This window comes from Thermomonospora cellulosilytica (assembly GCF_014138835.1).
Taxonomy (GTDB): Bacteria; Actinomycetota; Actinomycetes; order Streptosporangiales; family Streptosporangiaceae; genus Thermomonospora; species Thermomonospora amylolytica.
The window spans coordinates 3,270,718-3,295,485 of record NZ_JACJII010000001.1 but is presented as its reverse complement, the minus strand read 5'-3'; the positions used below and the strand labels follow the sequence as shown (position 1 = coordinate 3,295,485).

The following is a 24,768-nucleotide window of genomic DNA, read 5'->3' as shown; positions in this document are numbered from 1 at the left end:
CGTTCCGCATCCCCTCGGGGCACGTAGAAGATTAGGGTGATCATCCAACGCCGTCAAATCGGCGTCCATGAGTCATCAACACCCAGGTCACCCGGCTATCCCCGCTCGCGGACACGGATCCGGCAGGCTCACGTGCCCGGTCTGCGACCGGCCCCCTGCTCCGTCTGCAGCGCCGTCACCGATGATCGCGACGTGGGGGCGACCCGGCGTCCGAGTGGCTCCAACACCCAGACCGCTGCGGGCATTCCCGTCCGGGCGCGCGCATCAGCAGAGTCGCGTGACCGATCGGGGACAGACCCGCGCTCCACTTGGAGCGCTGTCGTCGGCGGCACCCACGATGGAGGCACACCCGTACGGAGGATGGCGGTGCCGGGAGTCGTGCCTTCGGGGAAGAGGCGGGGCGCACCCGTGCGTACGGGGAGGATGGGCGGGTGCGATCGTGAGGCCATGTATGCCTTCTCCGCCGAACCGGTCGCCGGGATCCGGGTCGTTCCGCTGTGCGATGCGATCGGTCCCATGCACGAGTCCATGCGCCAGCCGCTGCTGGAGACGTTCCCCGGGTCGACCCCGGAGATGTGGGAACGGATCCGCGCCGAGCAGCCGGAGGCCTTCGGGCCGGACGGTGAGTGGGTGCTGCGGTTCTACTGCTTCGTCCTGGACGTTCCCGGTGGGCCGACCGTGCTGGTCGACACGGGGCTGGGCGACCGGCATTCACCGGCGGCGAGCTGGGCGCCCGTACCGGGAAGGCTGGAGGAGGCGCTGTCGTCGACGGAGCTGTCCCCCGCGGACATCGATGTCGTGGTCCTCACGCACCTGCACAGCGACCATGCGAGCGGGGCGGTCGTCAAGGGCGAGCCGGCGTTCCCGAACGCGCGCTACATGGTGCAGCAGCGCGAGCTGGACTGGATCGCGGCGAGTCCCGGGAACCCGGTGGGAGAGCAGACGATCCGTCCGCTGCGGGAGGCCGGCTGCCTGGACGCCGTCGAGGGCCGTTCCCGCCTGACCCCGGATGTGGAGATCTTCCCCACGCCCGGCCACACCCCGGGCCACCAGTCGGTCGTGATCGACGACCACCGCCTGGTCGTGGCCGGCGACGTGGTGCTGCACCCGATCCATCTCGCCGACCACACGGTGCAGTACGTGCACGACGAGGATCCCGCGACGGCGGCCGTCACCCGCGCCGCCCTGCTGGACCGCATCCGAGAACGCGACGGCCTGATCGCCGCACCGCACCTGCCGGTCCCGTTCGCCCGTCCCTGAGAGCACCCAGAGAAGCGACCGCAGCCGAACCAGGCACCAGGCAAGACTCCACCTGGCAAAGCCTGAAGCCCTGCAACGCCCCCGTGCCGTGGCCCCTGCAAAGCCCCCACACTCAAGGCCCTGCACCCACCAACGGGGGCGTGGGGGCGAAGCCCCCACACGGGGGGTCCGGGGGGTCGTCCCCCGGGAGAAATGACGAGGGCCGGTGGTGAAGCAGCGAAGCTGCGAACACACCGGCCCTCGGCCCGAGTGGAGCTATGGGGATTCGAACCCCAGACCTCCTCCATGCCATGGAGGCGCGCTACCAACTGCGCCATAGCCCCGCGCGTGTTCGGGGATCGCGGGGATCCGCCGACCAGCCTGGGAAGAGCTTAGTGCACTCGGCGGGCAGATCCGTACAGCGCCCGGGTGAACGCCCTGTGGTCTGCCCCGCATGCGGCCGGAACAACCGGGCGCGGGGCCCTCCGCTTGCGCCATGATTGATCAACCTTGACCCGCTACGGCATCGTCTTGCACTGACGGCGTCGGTCTGTCGGCCTTCGGAGGTGTCGCGCATGCGGCGGCTGATCGTCTCTGTCCTGATGCTGCCCGGCTCGTTCGCCCTGTCCATGTGGACCGGCTACGGTCCGGCCGACGACTGGGTGCACAACTGCCAGGTGCGCCAGCAGTACCTCGACCGCCTGGACGCCATGCGCGTCGAGATCCACAAGCTGCGCGTGCAGGGCCGCTCCGAGCAGGAGATCGCCCGCATCATGGTGCCCCGCCGCAACCAGGCCAAGGCCCTGGTCCGCACCAAGATGAGGGCCAAGGACGTCCGCAGGCTCGAGGAGCGCAACAAGGCCCGCTACGGCGACCCGCTGGGCCCCACCGTCGAGTGGATGCACGCCCAGTACGGCGGCAACTGGCACGACATCGTCGAGGCCACCACCGAGTCCAACAGGCTCTACAACCTCTCCTGCCTCCCCTGGTTCGACCTCTGATCCATCCACCAGCCCCCTCCCGCCGAACGCCCCACTCCCACGAAGCCCCCCACCCCACCAACCCACGCATCCCTGATCCCCGACGCCCCCGGATGCTCCTCACCTCTGCTCGGATGGGTCGTTCCGGCGACGCATCGAACGTGACGACACCAACCCCGCCCCATGTCGGCGAGCCATCGTTCACACCAGCGATCGCGGACCAAGAGAGCAAACACCCGATCAGGCGCGCAGGAGAGCCACGGCCTCCCCGGACTGCTCCTCGCACAGATCGCCACCGCCGGTGACTACCGGTCGCCCAGCCCGTGTCGACCAGCACGGTCGGCCCACCGGGAACGTCCAGAACGAAGCAGTGGTCCCAAGTACGGAAGGGCGGTGCGCAGACCACCGAGCACGCCGTGGTGCGGGACAAGATCCCCAGGCACGGGATCGATGCCGAGCGCGTGTGCATCTGGACCGTGAGGCCATACGAGATCCCCCAGTACCGGGAGCAATACGCAAGCCGCTGGGCACGCCGCAACCTCGAGAGGAAGGGATCCCCAGGTACGGGAGCAACGCACAGACCACCGAACACGTCATGGCACGAGATGACGACGCTCCCACAGATACGGCAGGACAGTACCCCCGCACGCCACAGTTCCAGGGAGCAGACCCGAGGTACGGGGAGCGATACGCAGACCACCACACGCCGCAACCTCGGGAGGAAGAGGATCCCAGGTACGGGAGCAACGCACAGACCACCGAGCACGCCATGGCGCGGGACAAGATCCCCAGGCACGGGATCGATGGCGAGCACGCGTGTATTTGGACGGTGAGGTCGTACGAGACCCCCAGTACCGGGAGCAGTGCAAGCCGCTGGGCACGCCGCAACCTCGAGAGGAAGGGATCCCCAGGTACGAGAGCAACGCACAGACCACCGAACACGTCACGGCGCGAGATGACGACGCTCCCAGAGACACGGGAAGACAGTGCCCGAGCACGCCACAGCTCCAGGGACGAGACCCCAGGTACAGGGACACCGAGCACACCATAGCCCAAGGTGACGAGGTCCCCAAGTGCGAGGCGGCGCAACAGGCGGAAACGCCCCTGACCAGGTGCCGGCCAACCGTTCAGCAGAAGCGGAACACCCCAGGTAAATGACCGCGACCGAACCAGGCACCGGGCACCAGGCAAAGCCCGAAGCCCCGCAACGCCCCGTGCCTTGGCCCCTGCAAGGGCCCCGTACTCAAGGCCCTGCACCCACCAAGGGGGCGTGGGGGCGAAGCCCCCACACGGGGGGTCCGGGGGGTCGTCCCCCCGGGAGAAATGACGAGGGCCGGTGGTGAAGCAGCGAAGCTGCGAACACACCGGCCCTCGGCCCGAGTGGAGCTATGGGGATTCGAACCCCAGACCTCCTCCATGCCATGGAGGCGCGCTACCAACTGCGCCATAGCCCCGCGCGACTGCGTGGACTTTCATCCCGCAGCGCGTCGCCAGTGTATAGGACACCGGCCGTGGACTCGAATCGAATAACGAGGATCAGGTGGCGGCGGTGCCGTTGCGGTCGTCCTGGGCGGGGCGGTCGTCGCTGAGGACGGGCTGGGGCAGGGTGCCGGCGTTGTGCTCGACGAGGCGCCAGCCGCCGTCGCGCGCCTCCGCCAGGACCGACCAGCAGCAGTTGGACAGGCCGCCGAAGCGTTCCCAGATCTCCTCGGGGAAGCCGAGGAGGCCGCACATGCCCAGACGGAGGGCGGCGCCGTGGGAGGCGACGACGAGGACCCCGTCGGGGGGCAGGGCGTCCGCGGCGCGTTCGAGGGCGGCGGAGACGCGCTTGGCGACCTGGGCGCTGGTCTCGCCGCCGGGCGGCTGCCAGACGGCGTGCTCGGCCGGGTAGCGCGCGCGGATCTCGGCTCCGGTGAGGCCCTCCCACTCGCCGCCGTCGCGTTCGACCAGGTCCTGGTCGTAGGCGACCTCCAGGCCGGTGATCTCGGCGAGCGCGGCGGCGGTGTCGGCGGCGCGCTTGAGGGGGGAGGCGACGATCGCGGTGGGGTGCAGGCCGGCCAGCAGCCGGGCGGCGCGGGCGGCCTGGGCCAGGCCGGTCTCGTTGAGGGGGATGTCGGTCTTGCCCTGGAAGCGGTTCTCCACGTTCCAGGGGGTCTGGCCGTGCCGCCACAGCACCAGGCGGCGGCGGCCGGGCTCGCGGCGGGCGCCCGTGCCGACCTCGTCACTCACCGGCGCCTCCGGGGCCGGCGGCGCGGGCGCGCTGGGCGGCGTGCGCGTTGACGTGCTCGGGGAGCGTGATGGTGGGGCAGTCCTTCCACAGCCGTTCCAGGGCGTAGAAGGTGCGGTCCTCCTCGTGCTGGACGTGCACGATGACGTCGAGGTAGTCCAGCAGGACCCAGCGGCCCTCGCGTTCGCCCTCGCGGCGTACGGGCTTGGCGTCGGCGTCCTCGCGGAGGCGCTTTTCGATCTCGTCGACGATGGCCCGGACCTGGCGGTCGTTGGGCGCCGAGCAGAGCACGAAGGCGTCGGTGATGGCGAGCTGCTCGCTCACGTCGTAGGCGATGATGTCGTCGGCCAGCTTGTCGCCCGCCGCCTCGGCGGCGATCCGGACCAGCTCGGCGGCCCTAGCGGATGCGGTCACGTGCGGTCGTGATCCTCCCGTTCGCGGTCGGTTCCCAGGCTCTACTCTCTCACGGTCGCCGGGCCCGCATCCGGTCTGCGGCGACGGCCGTACATCCAGGTTATGCGGCGCTCCGGACGCGCCGTCCGGGTCGGGTGACCGCGGAGCGGAGGTCGCCCGACCCGCTTGCCGGGACCTGGGGTCGTTCCCCGGACGGAACACGCCAGGTGAGCGCAGCGGAGGTCGCCCGGCCCGCTCTCGGGGTCGCCCCGGACGGAACGGGTCAGTCGCGGTAGAGGCCGCGCTTGTTGATGTACTGCACGATCCCGTCCGGGACGAGGTACCAGATGGGCTCGCCGGCGCGGACGCGGTCGCGGCATTCGGTGGAGGAGATCGCCAGGGCGGGCACCTCGACGAGGCTGACGCGGCCCTTGGGCAGGCCGGGGTCCGACAGGTGATGGCCGGGGCGGGTGCAGCCGACGAAGTGGGCGAGGGTGAACATGTCGGCGGCGTTCCGCCAGGTGAGCATCTTGGCGAGGGCGTCGGCGCCGGTGATGAAGAACAGCTCGGTGCCGGGGCCGTGGATCTGGCGCATCTCGCGCAGCGTGTCGATGGTGTACGTGGGGCCGGGCCGGTCGATGTCGATCCGGCTGACGGAGAACCGGGGGTTGGAGGCGGTGGCGATCACCGTCATCAGGTAGCGGTCCTCGGCGGCGGCGACCTTGCGTTCGGACTTCTGCCAGGGCCGGCCGGTGGGGACGAAGACGACCTCGTCCAGCTCGAACAGGTGGGCGACCTCGCTGGCGGCCACCAGGTGGCCGTGGTGGATGGGGTCGAACGTGCCGCCCATGATCCCGAGGCGCCGGGCGGTGCTGCTGGTCATAGGGGCGACCATAACGACCGCGCCGGATCGGGCGCGTTCCGCCCCGCCCGTCGCGGGGATGGCCGGAACGGGCCGCGGCGCGGTGCCCGGGAACCCTGGGGGGAAGCGGTTCGTCGGACCTAGCATGCCGGATATGACGAAGAACACGCCGGACCGAGCACGCACGCGCTTCCCCGGGATCAGCTCCCGGGCCTACGAGCATCCGGCCGACCGCTCCGCCCTGGTGGCGCTGCGGTCGCTGACCGGGTTCGACACCGTCCTGCGCCGTCTGTCCGGCATGTTCAGCGAACGTGCCCTGCGGCTGATGTTCCTGGGCGGCAGCGTCCGGGTCGGGGACGACCAGTTCCGCAACATCCACGACATGGTGCGGGACGCGGCGTACATCCTGGACTTCGACGAGATCCCCGAGCTGTACGTGGTGCAGGACCCGACGCCGAACGCGATGGCCATCGGCACCGACAAGCCGTTCATCGTGCTCAACACCGGGCTGATCGAGCTGCTCGACGACGAGGAGCTGCGGTACGTGGTGGGCCACGAGGTGGGGCACATCCTGTCCGGGCACGCGGTGTACCGGACGATGCTGCTGATCCTCACGTCGCTGGGGGCGCGGCTGGCGTGGCTGCCGCTGGGCAACATCGCGATCGGGGCGATCGTGATCGGGCTGCAGGAGTGGCAGCGCAAGGCGGAGCTGTCGGCCGACCGGGCGGGCCTGCTGGCCGGGCAGGACGTCGACGCGGTCAAGCGGGCGCTGATGAAGATGGCCGGCGGGCCGCAGCTGACGGAGATGAACGTGGAGGCGTTCCACCGGCAGGCCCGGGAGTACGACGCGGCCGGGGACGTGCGGGACGGGCTGCTGAAGTTCCTGAACCTGCTGCAGCGCTCGCACCCGTACGCGGTGGTGCGGTTCGCCGAGATCGACAAGTGGGCGGGCGGCCCGGAGTACCGGCGGATCATGGCGGGCGACTACCCGCGCCGTGACGGGGACTCCTCCGCCAAGGTCACCGACGAGATCCGCAACGCGGCCAAGGCGTACCGGGACTCCTGGAACGAGACCGCCGACCCGTTCGTCGGCAAGCTCCGCGACATCGCCGACGGCGCCGCGGGGCTGGCCGGGGACCTGTTCGCCCGCGCCGGTCGCCGCGGCCAGAACCGCGAGGACAACTGACGGCCCGCCGTGTCGTGGGCGGCGTCCACGACACGGCGCGTGCCTGCCACCGACGGCCCCTGCGACAGCGGATGTCCCATGGGCGGGGCTCGCGTTGCGAGCGTCGATGACACATGGCTTCGTGATCTGTCGGCGGCCTCCTAGGGACGGGTGCGGGCGGTGCTCTGGGCAGCAAGGGCGGCCAGCTGGAGGACCGCCAGGAGCAGGACGCCGGCTCGCAGGTCGCCGTGGGCGGTCCAGGCGAGGGCCGTGGCGGCGGGGCCGAGGGTCATGCCGAGGGTGCGGACGGTGATGCTCGCTCCCCCGGCGGCGCCGGTCTGCCCGGGTGGGGCGGCGGCGAGGAGGGCGGCGTTGTGGGGTGCGTTGAAGAGCGCCTGGCCGCCGCCGATGATCACCAGCCGCCAGGCCAGGTCGAGCAGGCCGGGGTCGGCGGGCAGCGTCAGCAGGGTCAGCAGCCCGGCCAGGGTGACGGCGATGCCGAGGCGGGCGATCGTCTGAGGGCCCCGGCTGTCGGCGAGGGCGCCCGCGAGCGGTGAGACGGCGGCCAGGGTCCCGATGTGGAACAGCAGGGCCAGGCCGAGGAGTTCCGGGGATCCCACCGCGTAGGGCAGCAGGAACGCGGTCAGGCCCTGGATCGTGCAGGCCAGCAGGAGGGCCAGCAGCAGCGGCCCGGACCGGCGGCCGCGGGCGAAGGCCAGCAGCGGGCGGGCGTCGGGCAGCCGGGCCCACAGCACGGCGGGCGGCACCGCCACGGCGAGGCAGACGGCGGCCGTCACCGGGGCGGCCTGGACGCGGTCGAGGGCGAGCAGGACGGCGGTGACACCGCCGCCCAGCAGCAGGGCCTCGCGCACCGGCGTCCAGCCCGGCATCGGCAGGCCGCCGGGGGCCGGGGGCACGGTGCGGTGGGTCAGCCACAGGACGGCCACCAGCAACGGCAGCTTGATCAGGAAGACCGGGCGCCAGCCGAACGCACCGGCGACCAGGCCGCCCAGGGAGGCGCCGGCCATGGTGCCCGCGGGCATGATCGTGGTGACGTAGCCCAGGGCCCGGCCTCTGGCCGAGGGCGCGACCACCGTGCGGATCAGCGGCATGTAGACGGCGGCGACCAGCGCCCCCGCGACGCCCTGCAGAACCCGGGCGGCCACCAGCAGCTCGAACGTGGGGGCGGCGGCGGCCAGGACGCTGGTCAGTCCCACGGCGGTGACCGCGAGGAGCAGGACCCGGCGCAGGTCCGCGCCGTCGGCCCAGCGGCCGGCGGGGATGGCCAGGGCGGCGGTGGGCAGCGCGTACGCCAGCACGACCCAGGTGGTGGCGGCCGGGCCGGCGCCCAGGTCGGCGCCGATCAGGGGCAGGGTGACGGCGGTGAGGGTCAGTTCGACGGTGACGACGAGCATCGCAAGGCCCATCGCCGCCACCGGCGCCCAGCGGGTCCGTTGTTCTCGGGCGATCTGGTGCATGCCGCGGACGCTAGGCGGGGCGCGGGCGCGGGCGCCTCTGCCGTTCGACCGGGTTCCGCGGGCCGGCGGAACCCGGTCGGTTGACAGATGCCTCGCCCGGGCCGGTGTTCCTAGCGTTCATCGGCATGAACGACGACGCGATCAACCTGGCGATCATCATCGCCAGCACCCGGAAGGGGCGGCGCGGCCCGACGGTGGCCCGCTGGTTCGCCGGACGCGCCCGCGCGCACTCGGGCGTCGGCATCGACCTGATCGACCTGGCCGACACGGGGATCCCCGCCGCCGCGCCGGACTTCACCGACGAGCCGCCGGAGACGGTCCGGGCGCTGGGCGAGCGGCTGGCGCGGGCGGAGGCGTTCGCGGTGGTGACGCCGGAGTACAACCACAGCTTCCCCGCCTCGCTGAAGACGATGATCGACTGGTACCACGCCGAGTGGCGGGCCAAGCCGGTCGGTTTCGTCTCCTACGGCGGCCTCGCGGGCGGGCTGCGGGCGGTGGAGCACCTGCGGCAGGTGTTCGCCGAGCTGCACGCCACGACGGTCCGCGACACCGTCAGCTTCCACAACGTCGACGAACGGTTCGGCGACGACGGCGAGCCCACGGATCCGGAGGGCTGCAACGCCGCCGCCAAGGTGCTGCTCGACCAGCTCGTCTGGTGGGGCCGCGCGCTCCGCGACGCCCGTGCCGAACGCCCCTACGCGGTCTGAGAGGTCGATCCGATGAAGGCGATCCGGTTGCACGACTTCGGCCCCGCCGAGAACCTGCGCCACGTCGAGGTGGACGATCCCGTCCCCGGCCCCGGCCAGGTGCGCATCGCGGTGCGGGCCGCGGGCGTCCACCTGCTGGACGTGGCGATCCAGAAGGGCGACGCGGAGGGCCTGCCGTTCCCGCCGCCGCAGCCGCCGTTCATCCCGGGCCGCGAGGTCGCCGGGGTGGTGGACCGGCTCGGCGACGGGGTGGACCGACGATGGCTGGGCCGCCGGGTGGTGACGCATCTGGGGCTGGCGCACGGCGGGTACGCCGAGCTGGCGGTCCGGGAGGTGGAGGCGCTGCACGAGATCCCCGAGGAGCTGAACTTCGCCCAGGCCGTCGCGATGATCGGAACGGGCCGGACGGCGATCGGCATCCTGGACGCGGCACAGCCGAAGCCCGAGGACGTGGTGCTGGTCACGGCGGCGGCCGGAGGGATCGGCGGCCTGCTGGTCCAGCACTGCCGCCATCTGGGCGCGACGGTGATCGGCTTGGCCGGCGGGGAGCGCAAGACCGAACGGGTGCGGCGGCTCGGCGCCCACGTCGCCGTCGACTACACCCGGCCCGGCTGGCCCGACGAGGTGCGCGAGGAGCTGAACGGCCGGGAGATCACGCTGGCGTTCGACGGGGTCGGCGGCGAGCCGGGCCGGGCGGCGCTGGAACTCCTCGGGATGGCCGGCCGGTTCGTGATGTTCGGCTGGTCGGCGGGCGCACCGACGAAGATCACCACCGACGACCTGTACGCCAGGGTCCTGACCGTGACGGTGGCGCTCGGCCCGCGGCTGCTGGCGCGGCCCGGCGGGCTGCGGAGCCTGGAGACCGCGGCGCTGGCCGCCGCCGCGGGCGGCCGGATGGTCCCGGACGTGCAGACGTTCGCGCTCGCCGAGGCCGCCGCCGCGCACACCGCGCTGGACGGCCGGGCGACCGTCGGCAAGGTCGTCCTGGTGCCCTAGGGTGCGGAACATGCTGCACGGACGGGCCGGGGAACTGGCCGCCGTCGACCGGCTGCTGGACGGGGCCCGGCACGGCCGCAGCGGGGCGCTGGTGGTCCGGGGCGAGGCGGGCATCGGCAAGTCGGCGATCCTCGACCACGCCGCCGCCGCGCGGGACATGACGGTCCTGCGCGGCACCGGCATCGAGTCCGAGAGCGAACTGCCGTACGCGGGCCTGCACCTGCTGCTGGGCAAGGCGGTCGACCGGATCGGCGCGCTGCCCGCACCGCAGGCGCGGGCCCTGCGCGGCGCCCTCGGGATCGGCGAGCCCGCGCGGGCCGACCGGTTCCTGACCGGGCTGGCGGTGCTGTCGCTGCTGGCCGAGCTGGCCGAGGAACGCCCGCTGCTGGTGCTGGTGGACGACGCGCACTGGCTGGACGAGGGCTCGGCGCAGGCGCTGCTGCTGGCGGCGCGGCGGCTGGGCGCCGAGCCGATCGCGATGATCTTCGCGGTGCGGGACGGTCACGCGCCCGCGTTCGGCGCGCCCGGCCTGCCGGAGCTGCGGCTGGGCGGGCTGGACGAGGCGTCGGCGGCGGAGCTGCTCGCCGAACGGGCCGCCGACCTGGCCCCGCACGTCCGCGAGCAGATCCGCCACCAGGCCCAGGGCAACCCGCTGGCGCTGCTGGAGCTGGCCGCCGCGCAGCGGGAGGGCCGGCTGGCCGCCGAGACCGCCATGGTGCGGCCACTGCCCGCGCACAGCCGGGTGCGGCGCACGTTCGCCGAACGGATCGCCGCCGTTCCCCCGCGGACCCGGACGGTGCTGCTGGTGGTGGCGGCCGACGACACCGGCGACCCGGCGGTGGTGCTGGCGGCGGCGCGGCGGCTGGGCGCGACCACCGAGGACCTGGAGCCCGCCGAGCGGCGGGGACTGGTGCACCTCGTGGAGGGGCGGCTGGACTTCCGGCATCCGCTGATCCGGACGGTGGCGTACCAGGAGGCGACGCTGCACCAGCGGCTGGCCGTGCACCGGGCGCTGGCCGAGGTGATGGACGCGCCGCAGTACGCCGACCGGCGGGCCCGGCACCTGGCCGCCGCGACCACCGGGCCGGACGAGGAGGTCGCCGCCGAGCTGGAACGCAGCGCCGAGCAGGCCCGGGCGCGCGGCGGATACGGGGCGGTCGCGGCCGCCTACGCGCGGGCGGCGGAGCTGACCCCCGATCCGCGCCGGCGGGGCCGCCGCCTGGCCGCCGCCGCGCGGGCCACCGTCGACGCGGGCCGGCTCGACCAGGCCGAGCGGCTGGCCGACGAGGCCGCCGCTCATCTGACCGACCCGCTGGAACTGGCGGAGGTGGCGGAGATCAGGGCGGCGCTGGCCGGTGGCCAGGGGCGGCAGCGCGCGGCGCACGACATCCTGGCCGAGGCCGCCCTCTCGGTGGCGCGGCGGGCGCCGCAGCGGGCGAGCGGGATGCTGTTCCACGCGGTGGAGGCGGCCTGGAACGCCGTGGACTTCGAGGCCGTCGCGGCGACCGCGGGCCGCGCGGCGGCGCTGGGGCTCCCCGGCGGCGAACGGATCCGGGCGATGGCGCGGGTCGCCGACGGCCTCAACCACCTGGGCGGCGGCGACATGGGCGACGGGCTGGCGGCGCTGCGCGAGCTGGTCGCGTTCACCGGCGACGCCGGTCCCCAGGAGAGCGCCACGGTCGCGTTCTGGCATCTGCTGCTCGGCGACCACGAAGCCGCCCACGACCTGGCGGCCGAGCTGGAACGCCAGTGCCGCGCCCGCAGCGCGCTGGGGGCGCTCCCCCGCGTCCTCGGGCTGCTGGCCCGCGCCCAGTTGCTGCAGGGGCGGCACCGCGAGGCCCGTTCGAACGCCGCCGAGGGCCTGCAGCTCGCCCGCGACATCGGCCAGCCCGAGGGCGAGGGGCTCCCGGCGACCGTGCTGGCGCAGCTCGCGGCCATCGAGGGCGACGAGGAGGAGTTCGCCCGCATCTCCGCCGCGGCGCTCGACCGCGCCACCGGCACCAGCCCGCTCCGGCTGGCGTGCGCGCGGAGCCTGCTGGACCTGGGGCTCGGCCTGTACGAGGCGGCCGCCGACCGGCTGACCGAGATCGCCGCCGGGCCGGCCCGCCTCGACGGGCTGTCGAGCATGCCCGACCTGGTGGAGGCCGCCGTCCGGCTGGGCCGCACCGGCCGGGCCCGCGAGATCACCGCCTGGTACGCGGACTGGGCCGAGCACACCGGACGGCCCTGGGCGCTGGCGGTGGCGTCCCGCTGCCGTGCCCTGACCGGCCAGGACGGCGGACGCCACTACGCCCGCGCCGTCGAGCTGCACCGCGAGCCCGGCGGCAGGCCGTTCGAGCAGGCCCGCACCGAGCTGCTGTACGGGGAGTGGCTGCGCCGCGCCCGCCGCCCGTCCGAGGCGCGCACGCATCTGCGCGCCGCGCTGGAGACGTTCGAACGCCTGCCCGCCCGGCCCTGGGCCGAGCGGGCGCGCACCGAGCTGCGGGCGGCGGGCGAGACCACCACCGGCCGCGCTCCGGACGACCTGACCGCCCGGCTCACGCCGCAGGAGCTGCAGGTCGCCCGGCTGGCGGCGGCGGGGCTGAGCAACCGGGAGATCGGCGCCCAGCTGTTCCTCAGCCCCCGCACCGTCGGCTACCACCTGTCCAACGCCTACCCCAAGCTCGGGGTGACCTCGCGGGCGGCGCTGGCCGGGCTCGGGCTCGGCCCTTCGACCGGCCCGCGCCGGTGAAGGTCAGCAGTTGGCGGGTCCGCCGGCGCCCTTCAGCTGGCCCTCGCCGGTGACGACGTACTTGGTGGAGGTCAGCTCCGGCAGGCCCATCGGGCCGCGGGCGTGCAGCTTCTGGGTGGAGATGCCGATCTCGGCGCCGAACCCGAACTCCTCGCCGTCGGTGAACCGGGTCGAGGCGTTCACCATGATCGCCGCCGAGTCGACGATGGCGACGAAGCGGCGGGCGGCCTGCTGGGAGGTGGTGACGATCGCCTCGGTGTGGCCGGAGCCGTACTTGCGGATGTGCGCGGCGGCCTCCTCCAGCGAGCCGACCACCCGCGCGGCGATGTCCAGCGACAGGTACTCGGCGTACCAGTCGTCCTCGGTCGCCTCCACCACGTCGGCAGAGTAGGAGCGGACCCGCTCGTCGCCGTGCACGGTGACGCCCTTGGCGTGCAGCGCCTCCAGCGCCCGGGGCAGGAACGCGTCGGCGATGTCGGCGTGCACCAGCAGGGTCTCGGCGGCGTTGCACACCGAGGGCCGCTGGGTCTTGGCGTTGACCAGGATGTCGACCGCCATGTCCAGGTCGGCGGCGGCGTCGACGTACACCGCGCAGTTGCCCACCCCGGTCTCGATCACCGGCACGGTGGACTCCTCCACCACCGAGTTGATCAGGGAGGCGCCGCCGCGCGGGATCAGCACGTCCACCAGCCCGCGCGCCCGCATCAGGTGCTTGGCCGACTCGCGGGTGGTGCCGGGGACGAGCTGGACGGCGTCGGCGGGGACCTCGGTCGCGGCCAGCGCGTCCTGCATGATCCGCACCAGCGCGGTGTTGGAGTGGTACGCCGAGGAGGAGCCGCGCAGCATGGCCGCGTTGCCGCTCTTGAGGCACAGCGCCGCCGCGTCCACGGTCACGTTGGGACGGCCCTCGTAGATGATGCCGACCACGCCCATCGGGACGCGGATCTGCCGCAGCTCCAGGCCGTTGGGCAGCACGGTGCCGCGCACCACCTCGCCGACCGGGTCGGGCAGGGCGGCGACCTTGCGGACGGCGGCGGCGATCGCCGCGATCCGGGCCTCGTCCAGGCTGAGCCGGTCGATCATGTACTCGGAGGTGCCGCCGGCGCGGGCGGCCGCCACGTCGGCCTCGTTGGCCTTGACGATCTCGGCCGAGTGCTCGACCAGGGCGTCGGCGATGGCGTGCAGCGCGGCGTCCTTGGGCGCCCGCGGCAGCGGCGCCAGCGTCGCGGCCGCATCCCTGGCCAGCCCGGCCACCCGCAGGAAGTCCTCGCGCTCAGACATCACCGTGCTCCTTCTCGGTCGGATTCTCGGTCGAGCACGACCAGATCATCGCGGTGGATGATCTCCCGTTCGTACTCGGGGCCCATCTCGCGGGCCAGCCACCGGGTGGAACGCCCCATCAGGGAGGGGATCTCCCCCGCGTCGTAGTTCACCAGGCCGCGCGCCACCACGCGGCCGTTCTCGTCCACCACGTCCACCGGGTCGCCGGCGGTGAAGTCGCCCTGCACGCCGGTCACCCCGGCGGGCAGCAGCGACTTGCGGCGCCGCACCACCGCGTCGACCGCGCCGGGGTCCAGGACCAGGCGGCCGTGCCCCACGGTGGCGTGCGCCAGCCACAGGTGCCGGGTGGACGGGCGGTGCGCCTCGGGGTGGAAGTAGGTGCCGACGGGCTCGCCGGACAGGGCGGCGGCGGCCGAGGCGGCGTTGGTGAGGACCACCGGGACGCTGGCGCCCCCGGCGATCCGGGCCGCCTCCACCTTGGTGACCATGCCGCCGGTGCCGACCCGGCCCGACCCGCCGAGCTTGACGTCGGCCAGGTCCTGCGGGCCGCGCACGTCGGTGATGCGGCGGGCGCCGGGCTCGCGGGGGTCGCCGGTGTAGAGGGCGTCCACGTCCGACAGCAGGATCAGGGCCTCGGCGCGGACGATGTGCGACACCAGCGCGGCCAGCCGGTCGTTGTCGCCGAACCGGATCTCGTCGGTGGCGACGGTGTCGTTCTCGTTGACGATCGGGACCACGCCGAGCGCCAGCAACTGCTCCAGGGTGCGCTGGGCGTTGCGGTGGTGGGCGCGGCGCATCATGTCGTCGGCGGTCAGCAGCACCTGCCCCACCCGGATCCCGTACCGGGCGAACGAGGAGGTGTAGCGGGCCACCAGCAGCCCCTGCCCGACGCTGGCGGCGGCCTGCTGGGTGGCCAGGTCCGACGGCCTACGGGTCAGCCCCAGCGGGCCGAGCCCGGCGGCGATCGCGCCGGAGGAGACGAACACGATCTCCCGTCCGGCGGCCTTCTGCATCGCCAGCACGTCCACCAGCGCGTCGATGCGGTCGGCGTCGATGGTGCCCTGCGGGGTGGTCAGCGAGGACGAGCCCGCCTTGACCACCACCCGGCGCGCCCCGGCGATCTCCGTCCGGAACGCCGCCGCCTCTTCGATGATCATCCCTAGCGACCCTCCAGCCGGCGGTCGGTGCCGCGGGGCCCCAGGCCCTCGCCGCCGCCCGCCAGGATCTCCGGCTCCCAGTCGAAGACGACCGCGTCGTCCTCGTCGCCGATCATGACCGTGGCGCCGGGCTCGGCGCCCGCCTCGGCCAGCGCCTCCTCCACGCCCAGCCGGGCCAGCCGGTCGGCCAGGTAGCCGACCGCCTCGTCGTTGTTGAAGTCGGTCTGCCGCAGCCAGCGGCGCGGCTTGTCCCCGGTGATCAGGTACGTGTTGTCGCCCATCGGCCGGACGGTGAAGTCCGCCCCGCCGCCGACCGGCTCGGGACGGATCACCAGCCGGGTCGGCTCCGGGGGCGGCAGCGCGGCCCGGTAGGCGGCGACCATCTCGGCCATCGCGAACGACAGCTCCCGCAGCCCCTCGTGGGAGGCCGCCGACACCTCGAACACCCGCAGCCCGCGCGCCTGGAACTCCGGCCGGACCAGCTCGGCGATCTCCCGGCCGTCCGGCACGTCGATCTTGTTGAGCACCACCAGCCGGGGGCGGCCGGACAGCGGACGGTCGCCGCCCAGCGCCTCGTCGTAGGCGCGCAGCTCCTTCTCGATGACCTCGAAGTCGCTGACCGGGTCGCGGCCGGGCTCGGGGGTGGCGCAGTCCAGCACGTGCACGATGGTGGAGGACCGCTCGATGTGCCGCAGGAACTCCAGGCCCAGCCCGCGGCCCTCGCTGGCGCCCTCGATCAGCCCGGGCACGTCGGCGACGGTGAACGTCACGTCCCCGGCCGCCACCACGCCCAGGTTGGGGGTCAGGGTGGTGAACGGGTAGTCGGCGATCTTGGGCCGGGCCGCCGACAGCGCCGCGATCAGCGAGGACTTGCCCGCGCTGGGGAAGCCGACCAGCGCCACGTCGGCGACGCTCTTGAGCTCCAGCACGATCTCGCGTTCCTCGCCGGGCTCGCCGAGCAGCGCGAACCCGGGGGCCTTGCGCTTGGTGGAGGCCAGCGCCGCGTTGCCGAGCCCGCCCCGGCCGCCCTGCGCGACGACGAACCGGGTGCCCTCCCCCACCAGGTCGGCCAGCACGTTCCCGTGGGAGTCCAGCACCACCGTGCCGTCGGGGACGGGCAGCACCACGTCCTCGCCGTCGGCCCCGTTGCGGTGCGACCCCTGGCCGGGCCTGCCGTTGCCGGCCTTGCGGTGCGGGCGGCGGTGGTAGTCCAGCAGGCTGGCGGTGCCGGTGTCGACCTGCAGGATCACGTCGCCGCCGCGCCCGCCGTTCCCGCCGTCCGGGCCGCCCAGCGGCTTGAACTTCTCCCGGTGCACCGAGGCGCACCCGTGCCCGCCGTTCCCGGCCGCGACGTGCAGTATCACCCGGTCCACGAACTGCGCCCCGGCGGCCATCGTGTCTCCCTCGATCGACGTGTCACTTCTGGAGGCCCCGCGAACGAACCCTCTGGGGAGGCTCCAGACCTCCTTGTGCAGCGGACGGACCTCCCCGGGATGCCTCCCGGTCCCTCCGTGCGGTGGACCTGTGCCCCGCCTCCGGCGCGAGCCCGGCCCCTCGGAGGAGACGGGCCGGCGATCCGTTTCGGCGAGAACCCCGCCCCCTCCGGCCGAGGAGGCGATCCGGGTCCGGCGACGGTCCGCCTCCGGAGGGGCGGCCACACTCCGCCGGAGGCGTCCGTCCACGTTCAACGACAAAGGGCGGACCGGATGGTCCGCCCTTTGGTCAACGCTGTGTGCAGGCGGATTACTCCGCCGGCGGGACGATGCTCACGGCCCGGCGACCGCGGTAACGGCCGAACTCGACCGTGCCGGCGACCAGCGCGAACAGCGTGTCGTCGCCGCCGCGGCCGACGCCGGGGCCGGGGTGGAAGTGGGTGCCGCGCTGGCGCACCAGGATCTCGCCGGCGTTGACGAGCTGGCCGCCGAAGCGCTTGACGCCGAGCCGCTTGGCGTTGGAGTCCCGGCCGTTCCGGCTGGACGAGGCGCCCTTCTTGTGTGCCATCGGTCTACCCCTTCCTCACTTGCCGGACTTGATGCCGGTGACCTTGACACGGGTGTACGGCTGACGGTGGCCCATCCGCCGCTTGTACCCGGTCTTGTTCCGGTAGTGCATGATGTTGATCTTCGGTCCCTTGACCGCGCCGAGCACCTCGGCGGTGACCTCGTACTTGGCGAGCTCGGCCGGGGAGGTCACGACATTGTCGCCGTCGACGACCAGCACGGCGGGGAAGGTGACGGTGGCGCCGACCTCGTCGCTCAGCCGGTCGACGGTGAGCACGTCACCCTCGGTCACCTTCTCCTGCCTGCCGCCTGCGCGGACAATCGCGTACACCGCGGAAACCCTTCGTTGGCGCGTGCTTCCGGAATCAACCGGTCCCACGCGTGGTCCTCACCAGCCCTCGGTTGAGGGCCTACCTCCGGCTGCGACCGAAGGCGGCACGCACGGGACGGTCCCCCGTACGCTCTCTGCTTCCGAACCCCGCCGGAACGACGGGGGTCGCACCGGCACGTCCGCGACGGGGTCGCAGCCCCCACGGATGCCCAGGTGCATGGCTCATGGTCGCGCCAGGACGCGACAGGCCCATGGTACATGGGCCGCCGGGCCGCTGCGAACCGGGCGCGGCGGGCGGCCGCGCCCGGTTCGGGCGGTCAGCCGTCGGCGGCGGCCGCCTCGGCGACCTCGGACTTGGCGCGCGACCGGCGTGAGCGGCGCCGCCGCCCGTTGCTGCCCGCGGCGCCCTCCTGCGCCTCGTTCGCCTCGTTCACCTCGGCCGGCTCGACCGGCTCGGCGTCGACCGGCTCCAGCGTGGCCGGCACGGTCTCGGTCGCCTCCGCCGCGGCCTCGGCGGCCTCGGCGGCGGCCTCGGCCGGCTCCTCGTCGGGCTCGGGCGGCGGGCCGGCGGCACGCCGGGCGGCCGGGCGCTTGTCCGGCTCCCTGGCGGGCTCGGGCTGCTCGGCGGGCTTGTCGGGCTCGGGCTGCCTGCTCGCCTCCTGCCGGGCCAGCTTCTCCTCGACGGCCCGTTCCACGTCGCCCTTGCGCTTGCGGCGGCGGCCGCCGCCGGACGCGGCGGACTTGTCGGGGGTGTGGTCGACCGGGGTGGTGGAGACGTGGATGCCGCGGCCGTTGCAGCACTCGCAGACCTCCGAGAACGCCTCCAGCAGGCCCTGGCCGACCCGCTTGCGGGTCATCTGGACCAGGCCCAGCGAGGTCACCTCGGCCACCTGGTGCTTGGTGCGGTCCCGCGACAGGCACTCCAGCAGCCGGCGCAGCACCAGCTCCCGGTTGCTCTCCAGCACCATGTCGATGAAGTCGATGACGATGATGCCGCCGATGTCGCGCAGCCGCAGCTGGCGGACGATCTCCTCGGCCGCCTCCAGGTTGTTGCGGGTGACGGTCTCCTCGAGGTTGCCGCCCTGGCCGGTGAACTTGCCGGTGTTGACGTCCACCACGGTCATCGCCTCGGTCCGGTCGATGACCAGGGAGCCGCCGCTGGGCAGCCACACCTTGCGCTCCAGCGCCTTGGCGATCTGCTCGTCGATCCGGTACGCGGCGAGCACGTCCTCGCCGGACTCCCAGCGCTCCAGCCGGTCGGCCAGGTGCGGGGCGACGTAGTTGACGTACTCCGACACCATGTCCCAGGCGCCGTCGCCGGAGACCACCAGCTTGCTGAAGTCCTCGTTGAAGATGTCGCGGACCACCCGGATGGTCAGGTCCGGCTCGCCGTGCAGCAGCGCGGGCGCGCTGGCGGTCTTGGCCTGCCTCTGGATGTGCTCCCACTGGGCGGCCAGCCGCGACACGTCCCCGGCCAGCTCCTCCTCGGTGGCGCCCTCGGCGGCGGTGCGCACGATCACCCCGGCGTTGTCCGGCATGATCTTCTTGAGCACCTGCTTGAGCCGGCTGCGCTCCTTGTCGGGCAGCTTGCGGCTGATCCCGGTCATCGAGCCGTCCGGCACGTACACCAGGTAGCGGCCGGGCAGCGAGACCTGGCTGGTCAGCCGGGCGCCCTTGTGGCCGATCGGGTCCTTGGTGACCTGCACCAGCACCGACTGGCCGGACTTGAGCGCCGACTCGATCCGGCGCGGCTGGCCGACCAGCCCGGCCACGTCCCAGTTGACCTCGCCGGCGTACAGCACCGCGTTGCGGCCCTTGCCGATGTCGACGAACGCCGCCTCCATCGACGGCAGCACGTTCTGCACCTTGCCGAGGTAGACGTTGCCGACGTACGACTGGTGGCTGGCGCGGTCCACGTAGTGCTCGACCAGCACGTTGTCCTCGAGGACGGCGATCTGGGTGCGCTCGCCCTGCTGGCGGATCACCATCACCCGCTCCACCGACTCGCGGCGGGCCAGGAACTCCGACTCGGTGATCACCGGCGGACGGCGGCGGCCGTGCTCGCGGCCCTCGCGGCGGCGCTGCTTCTTGGCCTCCAGCCGGGTCGAGCCCTTGACGGACTGGACCTCGTCGGTGACGTCGCGGGTCTCGGTCCGCCCCGGGCGGACGTGCACCACCGTGTGCGGCGGGTCGTCGGGCGCCTGCTCCTCGGCCTCGGCGCCGCCGGACCGGCGACGGCGGCGGCGACGGCGGCGGCTCCCGGTCGCCGAGGTCTCCTCCGCCTGCTCCGCGGTCTGCTCGTCGTCCTCGTCGCCCTCCTCCTCGGCGGCGGGCTCGGCCTGCTCGGCGGTCTCCTCGGCCTTGGCGTCGGCCTTGGCCTCGGCCTTGGCGCGCCTGCGGGAACGGCTCGGCTTGGGCTCCTCGGCGGCGGCCTCGGGCTCCGCGCCCTCCTCGTCCTCGGCGGACTCGGCCTCGGCGTTCTCCCGGCCCTTGTCGCCGGACCGGCGGTTGCGCCCGCCCCGGCGGCGACGGCGGCGGGGACGGTCGGCGCCCTCCTCGTCCTCGTCGAGGTCGACCGGCTCGATGTCCTCGCTCTCGTCCTCGACCTCGGCGTGCTTGGGCGGCAGTTCCGCCTTCGGCGCGGGCTGCGGCGGCTGGAACACCACCATCGGCGGCTGGAACGTCACCGTGGGCACCCCGCCCGGCGTCTCCGGCTCGTTCCCGGTCTCGAACGCCGGGACCGGCGGCACCGCCGGCACCGCGGGCACCGGCGGCAGCCCCTCGGCACCCGCCTGCTCCCGCGCGATCTCGGCGTCGTCCGCGCGCTCGGCCTCGGCCGCCTTGGCGCGCTCGCTCCTGCGGCTCCTGGTCCTGCCGCGCGCGCCCTTCCTGCCGGACCGCTCCTCGGCGGGCGGCTCCTCGGCGGGCGGCTCCTCGGCGGGCGGCTCCTCGCTCACCGTGATGGCCGCGGTGCTCTCCCCGGCCTCGGCGACCTCGCCGGTCCCGGCGACCTCGTCGATCGGCCCGTTCCCGGCGGCGGGCTCCTCCGCCGTCGCGTCCTGGTCGGCGGCCGCCTGCCCGATCTCGTCGGTCTCCCGGATCCCGGCCTCCTCGTTCGAGGCGACCGGCTCGGCGGCCTCACCGGCGTCGGCGCTCCGGCCGGTCTCGGCGGGCTCGTGAGTCTCGATGGCATCGGCCGTCTCGGCGGCCTCAGCGGGCTCCACGGCCTCGCCGGTCAGGGCCTCCTCGGCCGCGGCGGCCTCGCCGGTCTCCGGAAGCCCAGCGGCCTCACCGGCCGGGCCGGGCTCGGCATCGCCGTTCCGGCCGATCCGGTCGCTCTCCTCGATCCCGGCGGTCTCGTTCGTGCCGGCGACCTCCTCCGCGGGCCCGGACGGGGCGGCGCCGGCGTCCTGGTCGCCGTCCTGGGTCCCGGTGGCCCGGGGCTCTTCCGCCTCGCCGCCGGCGCTCTCCGCAAGTCCGGCGGCCTCTTCGGTGTCGGCGTCCTCGGCGTCCTGGACGATCAGGTCATCCTCCTGAGCCGCGGCGTTCTCCGCCGCCTGGGACGCCTCGTCGGCGGCCGGTCCGCCGGTCTCCGGAGTCAGGCCGACCTCGTCGGCGGCCGGAGAGGCGGCGTCGCCGGCTCCCCGAACGGCGGTCTCGTCGGTCTCGGCGTCCTGGACGATCAGGTCACTCTCCTGAGCCGCGGCGTTCTCCGCCGTCTGGGACGCCTCGTCGGCGATGGGCTGGACGGTCTCGGCGGTCCGGGGGGTGTCCGGCGGGACGGAGGTCTCGGAGGCGGCCGGGGGGTTCTCGGCGGGGGGTGCGGTGAGGACCGCGGGGACGTCGTCTACCTCGGGGGGCGGGCCGGCGGGTCGGCTGGCGCGGCGGCGGGCCGGTGCGGGCCGGGTGGTGCCGGTGGTCTCCTCGGTGGTCTCGGGGTTGGCCGAGTCGTTGTCGTTGTCGTTGTCATGCATGCGGGCGATCTCCCGTCAGGCTCCCGGGCGCTGCCGCGGTCCGCCGGTGGGCGGGTCCGCGGTGCGCCGCGCGGGAGCGCTCCGTCAGTCATCGTCGCCGTGCGCCGGACGGTGGTCCGGTGACGACGGCGAAAGTCGTCTAGGCAGCCCGGCCGTACCCCTGGAGGGACGACGACGCGTGGCCGCGCCGTGCGTCCCCCGAACCCGCCCCGTGCCGGGGCACGGTGCGAGGTTCTATGACCGGGCGGTGACGACGTCCGCGCTCTCGGTGCCCGCCGGCCGCTCCTGGGCGGCGCCGTGGGCCGTCCCGGCGTCATCGCCGGGCGGTGGCACGGCGTCCCGATCGGGATCCAGCGGGTCCGCCAGCTCACCGGTGGCTTCGTCCAGGGGCCCCTGCGCCAGCCGGGTCACCAGCGGGGGTGACGGCGGCGCCAGGTCGGCGACCTGTCGTAGTCCGGCGAGGACGTCGTCGGGTCGAACGGCAGGTGTGACGTGCCGAACAACCATTCGAAGTATCGCAGAAGGGGCGTCGGCCGCCTGTGGGGCGCGCCGGTCCAGCTCGCAGGCGGACACTGCGGCACGCGCGTCGAAACGGCGGCGTCCCTTCTTGGTGAGGCGTTCCACCTCGATGCGCTCGGCGGCCATGAAGGCGGCCACGGCCCGTTCGACGGCGCCGGGGTCGACGCCGTCCAGCCGGATCCGCCACTCGGACGCCTGCAGGCGGTCCGCGAGCGAGGTGCCCGCCGGGGCGGGAACCACGTCGAGGACGTCCAGACCCGGCGGCAGCGCCGCGTCGAGGTCGGCCCGCACCCGTGCAGGGTCACGGATGTCGGTGAGCCCGAGTTCGAGGTACTCCGCCTCGCTGGCCACCCCTGTCGGTGCCGCACCCGTGTACGAGATCTTCGGGTGCGGGGTGAATCCGGCGCTGAACGCGACAGGGATCCCGGCGCGCCGCACTGCGCGTTCCACGGCCCGGGAGATGTCGCGGTGGCTGGTGAACCGCAGCCTGCCGCGCTTGGCGTAGCGCACGCGCAGGCGCTGGACCACGGGGGCCGGCGCTGGACCGTCCGGCATGGGTGCCAGGGTCTTTGTCCTTCCTACTCGTGTCGAGAAGAAAACGTCTGCCTACAGGGTAAGGCCACGTTGGCCCTCCCGTACCCACGGGTGCCGCCCCGTCCCCCGGCGAGCGCCCGATGACCTCGGCGAACGCGACCGGCCGCGGCGGCGCGCCGACGGCCGGATCGCCTGCGCCACAAGGGGGACGGAACGGTCAGACGACGCTCAGCGGGAGCAACTTCCGCCCGGTGGGACCGATCTGGATCTCGGTGCCCATGGTCGGGCAGACGCCGCAGTCGTAGCAGGGCGTCCACCGGCAGTCCTCGACCTCGACCTCCGACAGCGCGTCCTGCCAGTCCTGCCACAGCCACTCGCGGTCCAGCCCGGCGTCCAGGTGGTCCCAGGGCAGCACCTCGACCTCGTCGCGCTCGCGCGTGGTGTACCAGTCCAGGTCGACGGGCTCGTCGGCCAGGGCCTTCTCGGCGCAGGCCGCCCAGCGCTCGTAGGAGAAGTGCTCGCTCCAGCCGTCGAACCGGCCGCCGTCCTCCCACACCGCGCGGATCACCTTGCCGACCCGGCGGTCGCCGCGCGACAGCAGCCCCTCGATGATGGACGGCTTGCCGTCGTGGTAGCGCAGCCCGATCGAGCGGCCGTACTCCTTGTCGGTGCGCAGCACGTCCTTGAGGGCGCGCAGCCGCCGGTCCACGGTCTCGTGGTCGCACTGGGCGGCCCACTGGAACGGGGTGTGCGGCTTGGGCACGAAACCGCCGATGGACACCGTGCAGCGGATGTCGCGGCGCCCGGTGGCCTCGCGGCCGGCCTGGATGACGCGGCGGGCCATGTCGGCGATGCCCAGGACGTCCTCGTCCTCCTCGGTGGGCAGGCCGCACATGAAGTACAGCTTGACCTGCCGCCAGCCGTTCTCGTAGGCGGTGGTGACGGTGCGGATGAGGTCCTCCTCCGACACCATCTTGTTGATCACGCGGCGCATCCGCTCCGACCCGCCCTCGGGGGCGAAGGTCAGCCCGGAACGCCGCCCGCCGCGGGAGAACTCGTTGGCCAGGGTGATGTTGAACGCGTCCACCCGGGTCGACGGCAGCGACAGCGAGGTGTTGGTGCCCTCGTAGCGGTCGGCCAGGCCCTTGGCGATGTCGCCGATCTCGCTGTGGTCGGCGCTGGACAGGCTGAGCAGCCCGACCTCCTGGAAACCGGACTCCTTCAGGCCCCCCTCGACCATCTCGCCGATGGTGGTGATCGACCGCTCCCGCACCGGGCGGGTGATCATCCCGGCCTGGCAGAACCGGCAGCCCCGGGTGCAGCCGCGGAAGATCTCCACGCTGTACCGCTCGTGCACCGTCTCGGCCAGCGGGACCAGCGGCTTCTTCGGGTACGGCCAGGCGTCCAGATCCATCACGGTGTGCTTGGCCACCCGCCACGGCACCCCGTGCCGGTTGGGCGCCACCCGCTGGATCCGCCCGTCCGGCAAATAGGTCACGTCATAGAACCTGGGCACGTACACGCCGCCGGAGGCCGCCAGCCGCATCAGCAGCTCGTCGCGGCCGCCGGGCCGGCCCTCGGCCTTCCACTCGCGGACCACCTCGGTGATGGCCAGCACGATCTCCTCGCCGTCGCCGAGCACCGCGGCGTCCAGGAAGTCGGCGATCGGCTCGGGGTTGAACGCGGCGTGCCCGCCGGCGATCACGATCGGGTGCTCGTCGGTCCGGTCGGCCGCCTCCAGCGGGATGCCGGCCAGGTCGAGCGCGGTCAGCAGGTTGGTGTAGCCCAGCTCGGTGGGGAAGCTGACGCCCAGCAGGTCGAACGCGGCGACCGGGCGGTGGGCGTCCACGGTGAACTGCGGGACGCCGTGCTCGCGCATCAGCCGCTCCATGTCGGGCCACACCGCGTAGGTCCGCTCGGCGAGCACCCCGTCCCGCTCGTTCAGGATCTCGTAAAGGATCTGGACGCCCTGGTTGGGCAGGCCGACCTCGTAGGCGTCGGGGTACATCAGGGCCCACCGGACCTCGGCGGCGTCCCAGTCCTTGATCTGCGAGTTGAGCTCTCCGCCGACGTACTGAATCGGCTTGTTGACGCGCGCGAGCAGCGGCTCCAGACGCGCGAAGAGCGATTCGACGGGCATGGAGGTCCTCCGAAGTCAACAGGAATGGGTGTCAGCCTATGTGCAAATCGCCCA

General features: G+C 73.6%; 18 protein-coding genes and 2 tRNA genes. 6 read left to right on the top strand and 14 right to left on the bottom strand.

What is annotated here, in order from left to right; translation table 11 throughout:
- Positions 1 to 447: 447 nt before the first annotated feature.
- The gene (locus HNR21_RS15745; RefSeq protein ID WP_182705808.1) at positions 448 to 1,260 is read left to right on the top strand and encodes an MBL fold metallo-hydrolase; all 813 of its coding nucleotides are present in this window, start codon (positions 448 to 450) and stop codon (positions 1,258 to 1,260) included.
- Between the two features lie 250 nt (positions 1,261 to 1,510).
- Here the strand turns inward: HNR21_RS15745 and HNR21_RS15740 are convergent.
- A tRNA-Ala gene (locus HNR21_RS15740) sits at positions 1,511 to 1,583 on the bottom strand.
- 231 nt (positions 1,584 to 1,814) lie between these two features.
- On the opposite strand from HNR21_RS15740, the gene HNR21_RS15735 reads away from it, so the two are divergent.
- Positions 1,815 to 2,240: a hypothetical protein gene (locus HNR21_RS15735; protein WP_119727772.1), complete on the top strand. Its 426-nt coding sequence runs from the start codon at positions 1,815 to 1,817 to the stop codon at positions 2,238 to 2,240.
- Between the two features lie 1,360 nt (positions 2,241 to 3,600).
- Here HNR21_RS15735 and HNR21_RS15730 read toward each other — a convergent pair.
- The 4 genes from HNR21_RS15730 to nadD form a co-directional block, all read right to left on the bottom strand.
- Positions 3,601 to 3,673: transfer RNA gene (locus HNR21_RS15730), tRNA-Ala, on the bottom strand.
- Positions 3,674 to 3,755: 82 nt separating this feature from the next.
- A complete protein-coding gene (locus HNR21_RS15725; RefSeq protein ID WP_182705807.1) occupies positions 3,756 to 4,448 on the bottom strand; it encodes a histidine phosphatase family protein in 693 nt (230 codons plus the stop codon).
- Positions 4,441 to 4,860 carry a ribosome silencing factor gene (gene rsfS, locus HNR21_RS15720; protein ID WP_119727770.1) on the bottom strand — a complete coding sequence of 140 codons (420 nt, stop codon included), beginning with the start codon at positions 4,858 to 4,860 and terminating at the stop codon, positions 4,441 to 4,443. The genes HNR21_RS15725 and rsfS overlap by 8 nt, the downstream gene beginning before the upstream one ends.
- 262 nt (positions 4,861 to 5,122) lie before the next feature.
- Positions 5,123 to 5,722, bottom strand: a complete 600-nt coding sequence (nadD, locus tag HNR21_RS15715) for a nicotinate-nucleotide adenylyltransferase (RefSeq protein ID WP_119727769.1) — start codon at positions 5,720 to 5,722, stop codon at positions 5,123 to 5,125.
- Positions 5,723 to 5,855: 133 nt separating this feature from the next.
- Between nadD and HNR21_RS15710 the strand changes: the two genes are divergently transcribed.
- Positions 5,856 to 6,887, top strand: a complete 1,032-nt coding sequence (locus HNR21_RS15710) for a M48 family metallopeptidase (protein ID WP_246442184.1) — start codon at positions 5,856 to 5,858, stop codon at positions 6,885 to 6,887.
- A 140-nt stretch (positions 6,888 to 7,027) separates the two neighbouring features.
- Here the strand turns inward: HNR21_RS15710 and HNR21_RS15705 are convergent, their stop codons facing one another.
- Positions 7,028 to 8,344: an MFS transporter gene (locus HNR21_RS15705; protein WP_182705804.1), complete on the bottom strand. Its 1,317-nt coding sequence runs from the start codon at positions 8,342 to 8,344 to the stop codon at positions 7,028 to 7,030.
- Between the two features lie 125 nt (positions 8,345 to 8,469).
- Between HNR21_RS15705 and HNR21_RS15700 the strand changes: the two genes are divergently transcribed.
- From HNR21_RS15700 to HNR21_RS15690, 3 genes are read left to right on the top strand one after another with little or no spacing between them, the layout of a single operon-like run.
- Positions 8,470 to 9,051, top strand: a complete 582-nt coding sequence (locus HNR21_RS15700) for an NADPH-dependent FMN reductase (protein WP_182705803.1) — start codon at positions 8,470 to 8,472, stop codon at positions 9,049 to 9,051.
- Positions 9,052 to 9,063: 12 nt separating this feature from the next.
- Positions 9,064 to 10,047, top strand: a complete 984-nt coding sequence (locus tag HNR21_RS15695) for a zinc-binding dehydrogenase (protein ID WP_182705802.1) — start codon at positions 9,064 to 9,066, stop codon at positions 10,045 to 10,047.
- A 10-nt stretch (positions 10,048 to 10,057) separates the two neighbouring features.
- A complete protein-coding gene (locus HNR21_RS15690) occupies positions 10,058 to 12,778 on the top strand; it encodes a helix-turn-helix transcriptional regulator (protein WP_182705801.1) in 2,721 nt (906 codons plus the stop codon).
- Positions 12,779 to 12,781: 3 nt separating this feature from the next.
- Here HNR21_RS15690 and HNR21_RS15685 read toward each other — a convergent pair whose 3' ends face one another.
- The 8 genes from HNR21_RS15685 to HNR21_RS15650 all read right to left on the bottom strand — a co-directional run bounded on the left by HNR21_RS15685 (position 12,782) and on the right by HNR21_RS15650 (position 24,714).
- On the bottom strand, positions 12,782 to 14,059 hold the full coding sequence (locus HNR21_RS15685; protein WP_182705800.1) for a glutamate-5-semialdehyde dehydrogenase: 1,278 nt from the start codon (positions 14,057 to 14,059) through the stop codon (positions 12,782 to 12,784).
- Positions 14,059 to 15,216 (bottom strand): glutamate 5-kinase, encoded by a 1,158-nt coding sequence (gene proB, locus HNR21_RS15680; RefSeq protein ID WP_182705799.1) that lies wholly within the window; start codon positions 15,214 to 15,216, stop codon positions 14,059 to 14,061. Before proB ends, HNR21_RS15685 begins: the two co-directional genes overlap by 1 nt.
- A 2-nt stretch (positions 15,217 to 15,218) precedes the next feature.
- Positions 15,219 to 16,610 carry a GTPase ObgE gene (gene obgE / locus HNR21_RS15675; protein WP_182705798.1) on the bottom strand — a complete coding sequence of 464 codons (1,392 nt, stop codon included), beginning with the start codon at positions 16,608 to 16,610 and terminating at the stop codon, positions 15,219 to 15,221.
- A 349-nt stretch (positions 16,611 to 16,959) separates the two neighbouring features.
- On the bottom strand, positions 16,960 to 17,217 hold the full coding sequence (gene rpmA / locus HNR21_RS15670) for a 50S ribosomal protein L27 (protein WP_119727762.1): 258 nt from the start codon (positions 17,215 to 17,217) through the stop codon (positions 16,960 to 16,962).
- A 15-nt stretch (positions 17,218 to 17,232) separates the two neighbouring features.
- Positions 17,233 to 17,547, bottom strand: coding sequence for a 50S ribosomal protein L21 (gene rplU / locus HNR21_RS15665; RefSeq protein WP_119727761.1), 315 nt, complete (start codon positions 17,545 to 17,547; stop codon positions 17,233 to 17,235).
- A gap of 317 nt (positions 17,548 to 17,864) precedes the next feature.
- The gene (locus HNR21_RS15660; protein WP_246442181.1) at positions 17,865 to 21,521 is read right to left on the bottom strand and encodes an Rne/Rng family ribonuclease; all 3,657 of its coding nucleotides are present in this window, start codon (positions 21,519 to 21,521) and stop codon (positions 17,865 to 17,867) included.
- A 234-nt stretch (positions 21,522 to 21,755) separates the two neighbouring features.
- Entirely contained in the window at positions 21,756 to 22,595 is an 840-nt protein-coding gene (locus tag HNR21_RS15655; protein WP_182705797.1) for a TIGR03936 family radical SAM-associated protein, read from the bottom strand.
- Positions 22,596 to 22,791: 196 nt separating this feature from the next.
- Positions 22,792 to 24,714, bottom strand: coding sequence for a TIGR03960 family B12-binding radical SAM protein (locus HNR21_RS15650; protein WP_182705796.1), 1,923 nt, complete (start codon positions 24,712 to 24,714; stop codon positions 22,792 to 22,794).
- Positions 24,715 to 24,768 lie beyond the last annotated feature (54 nt).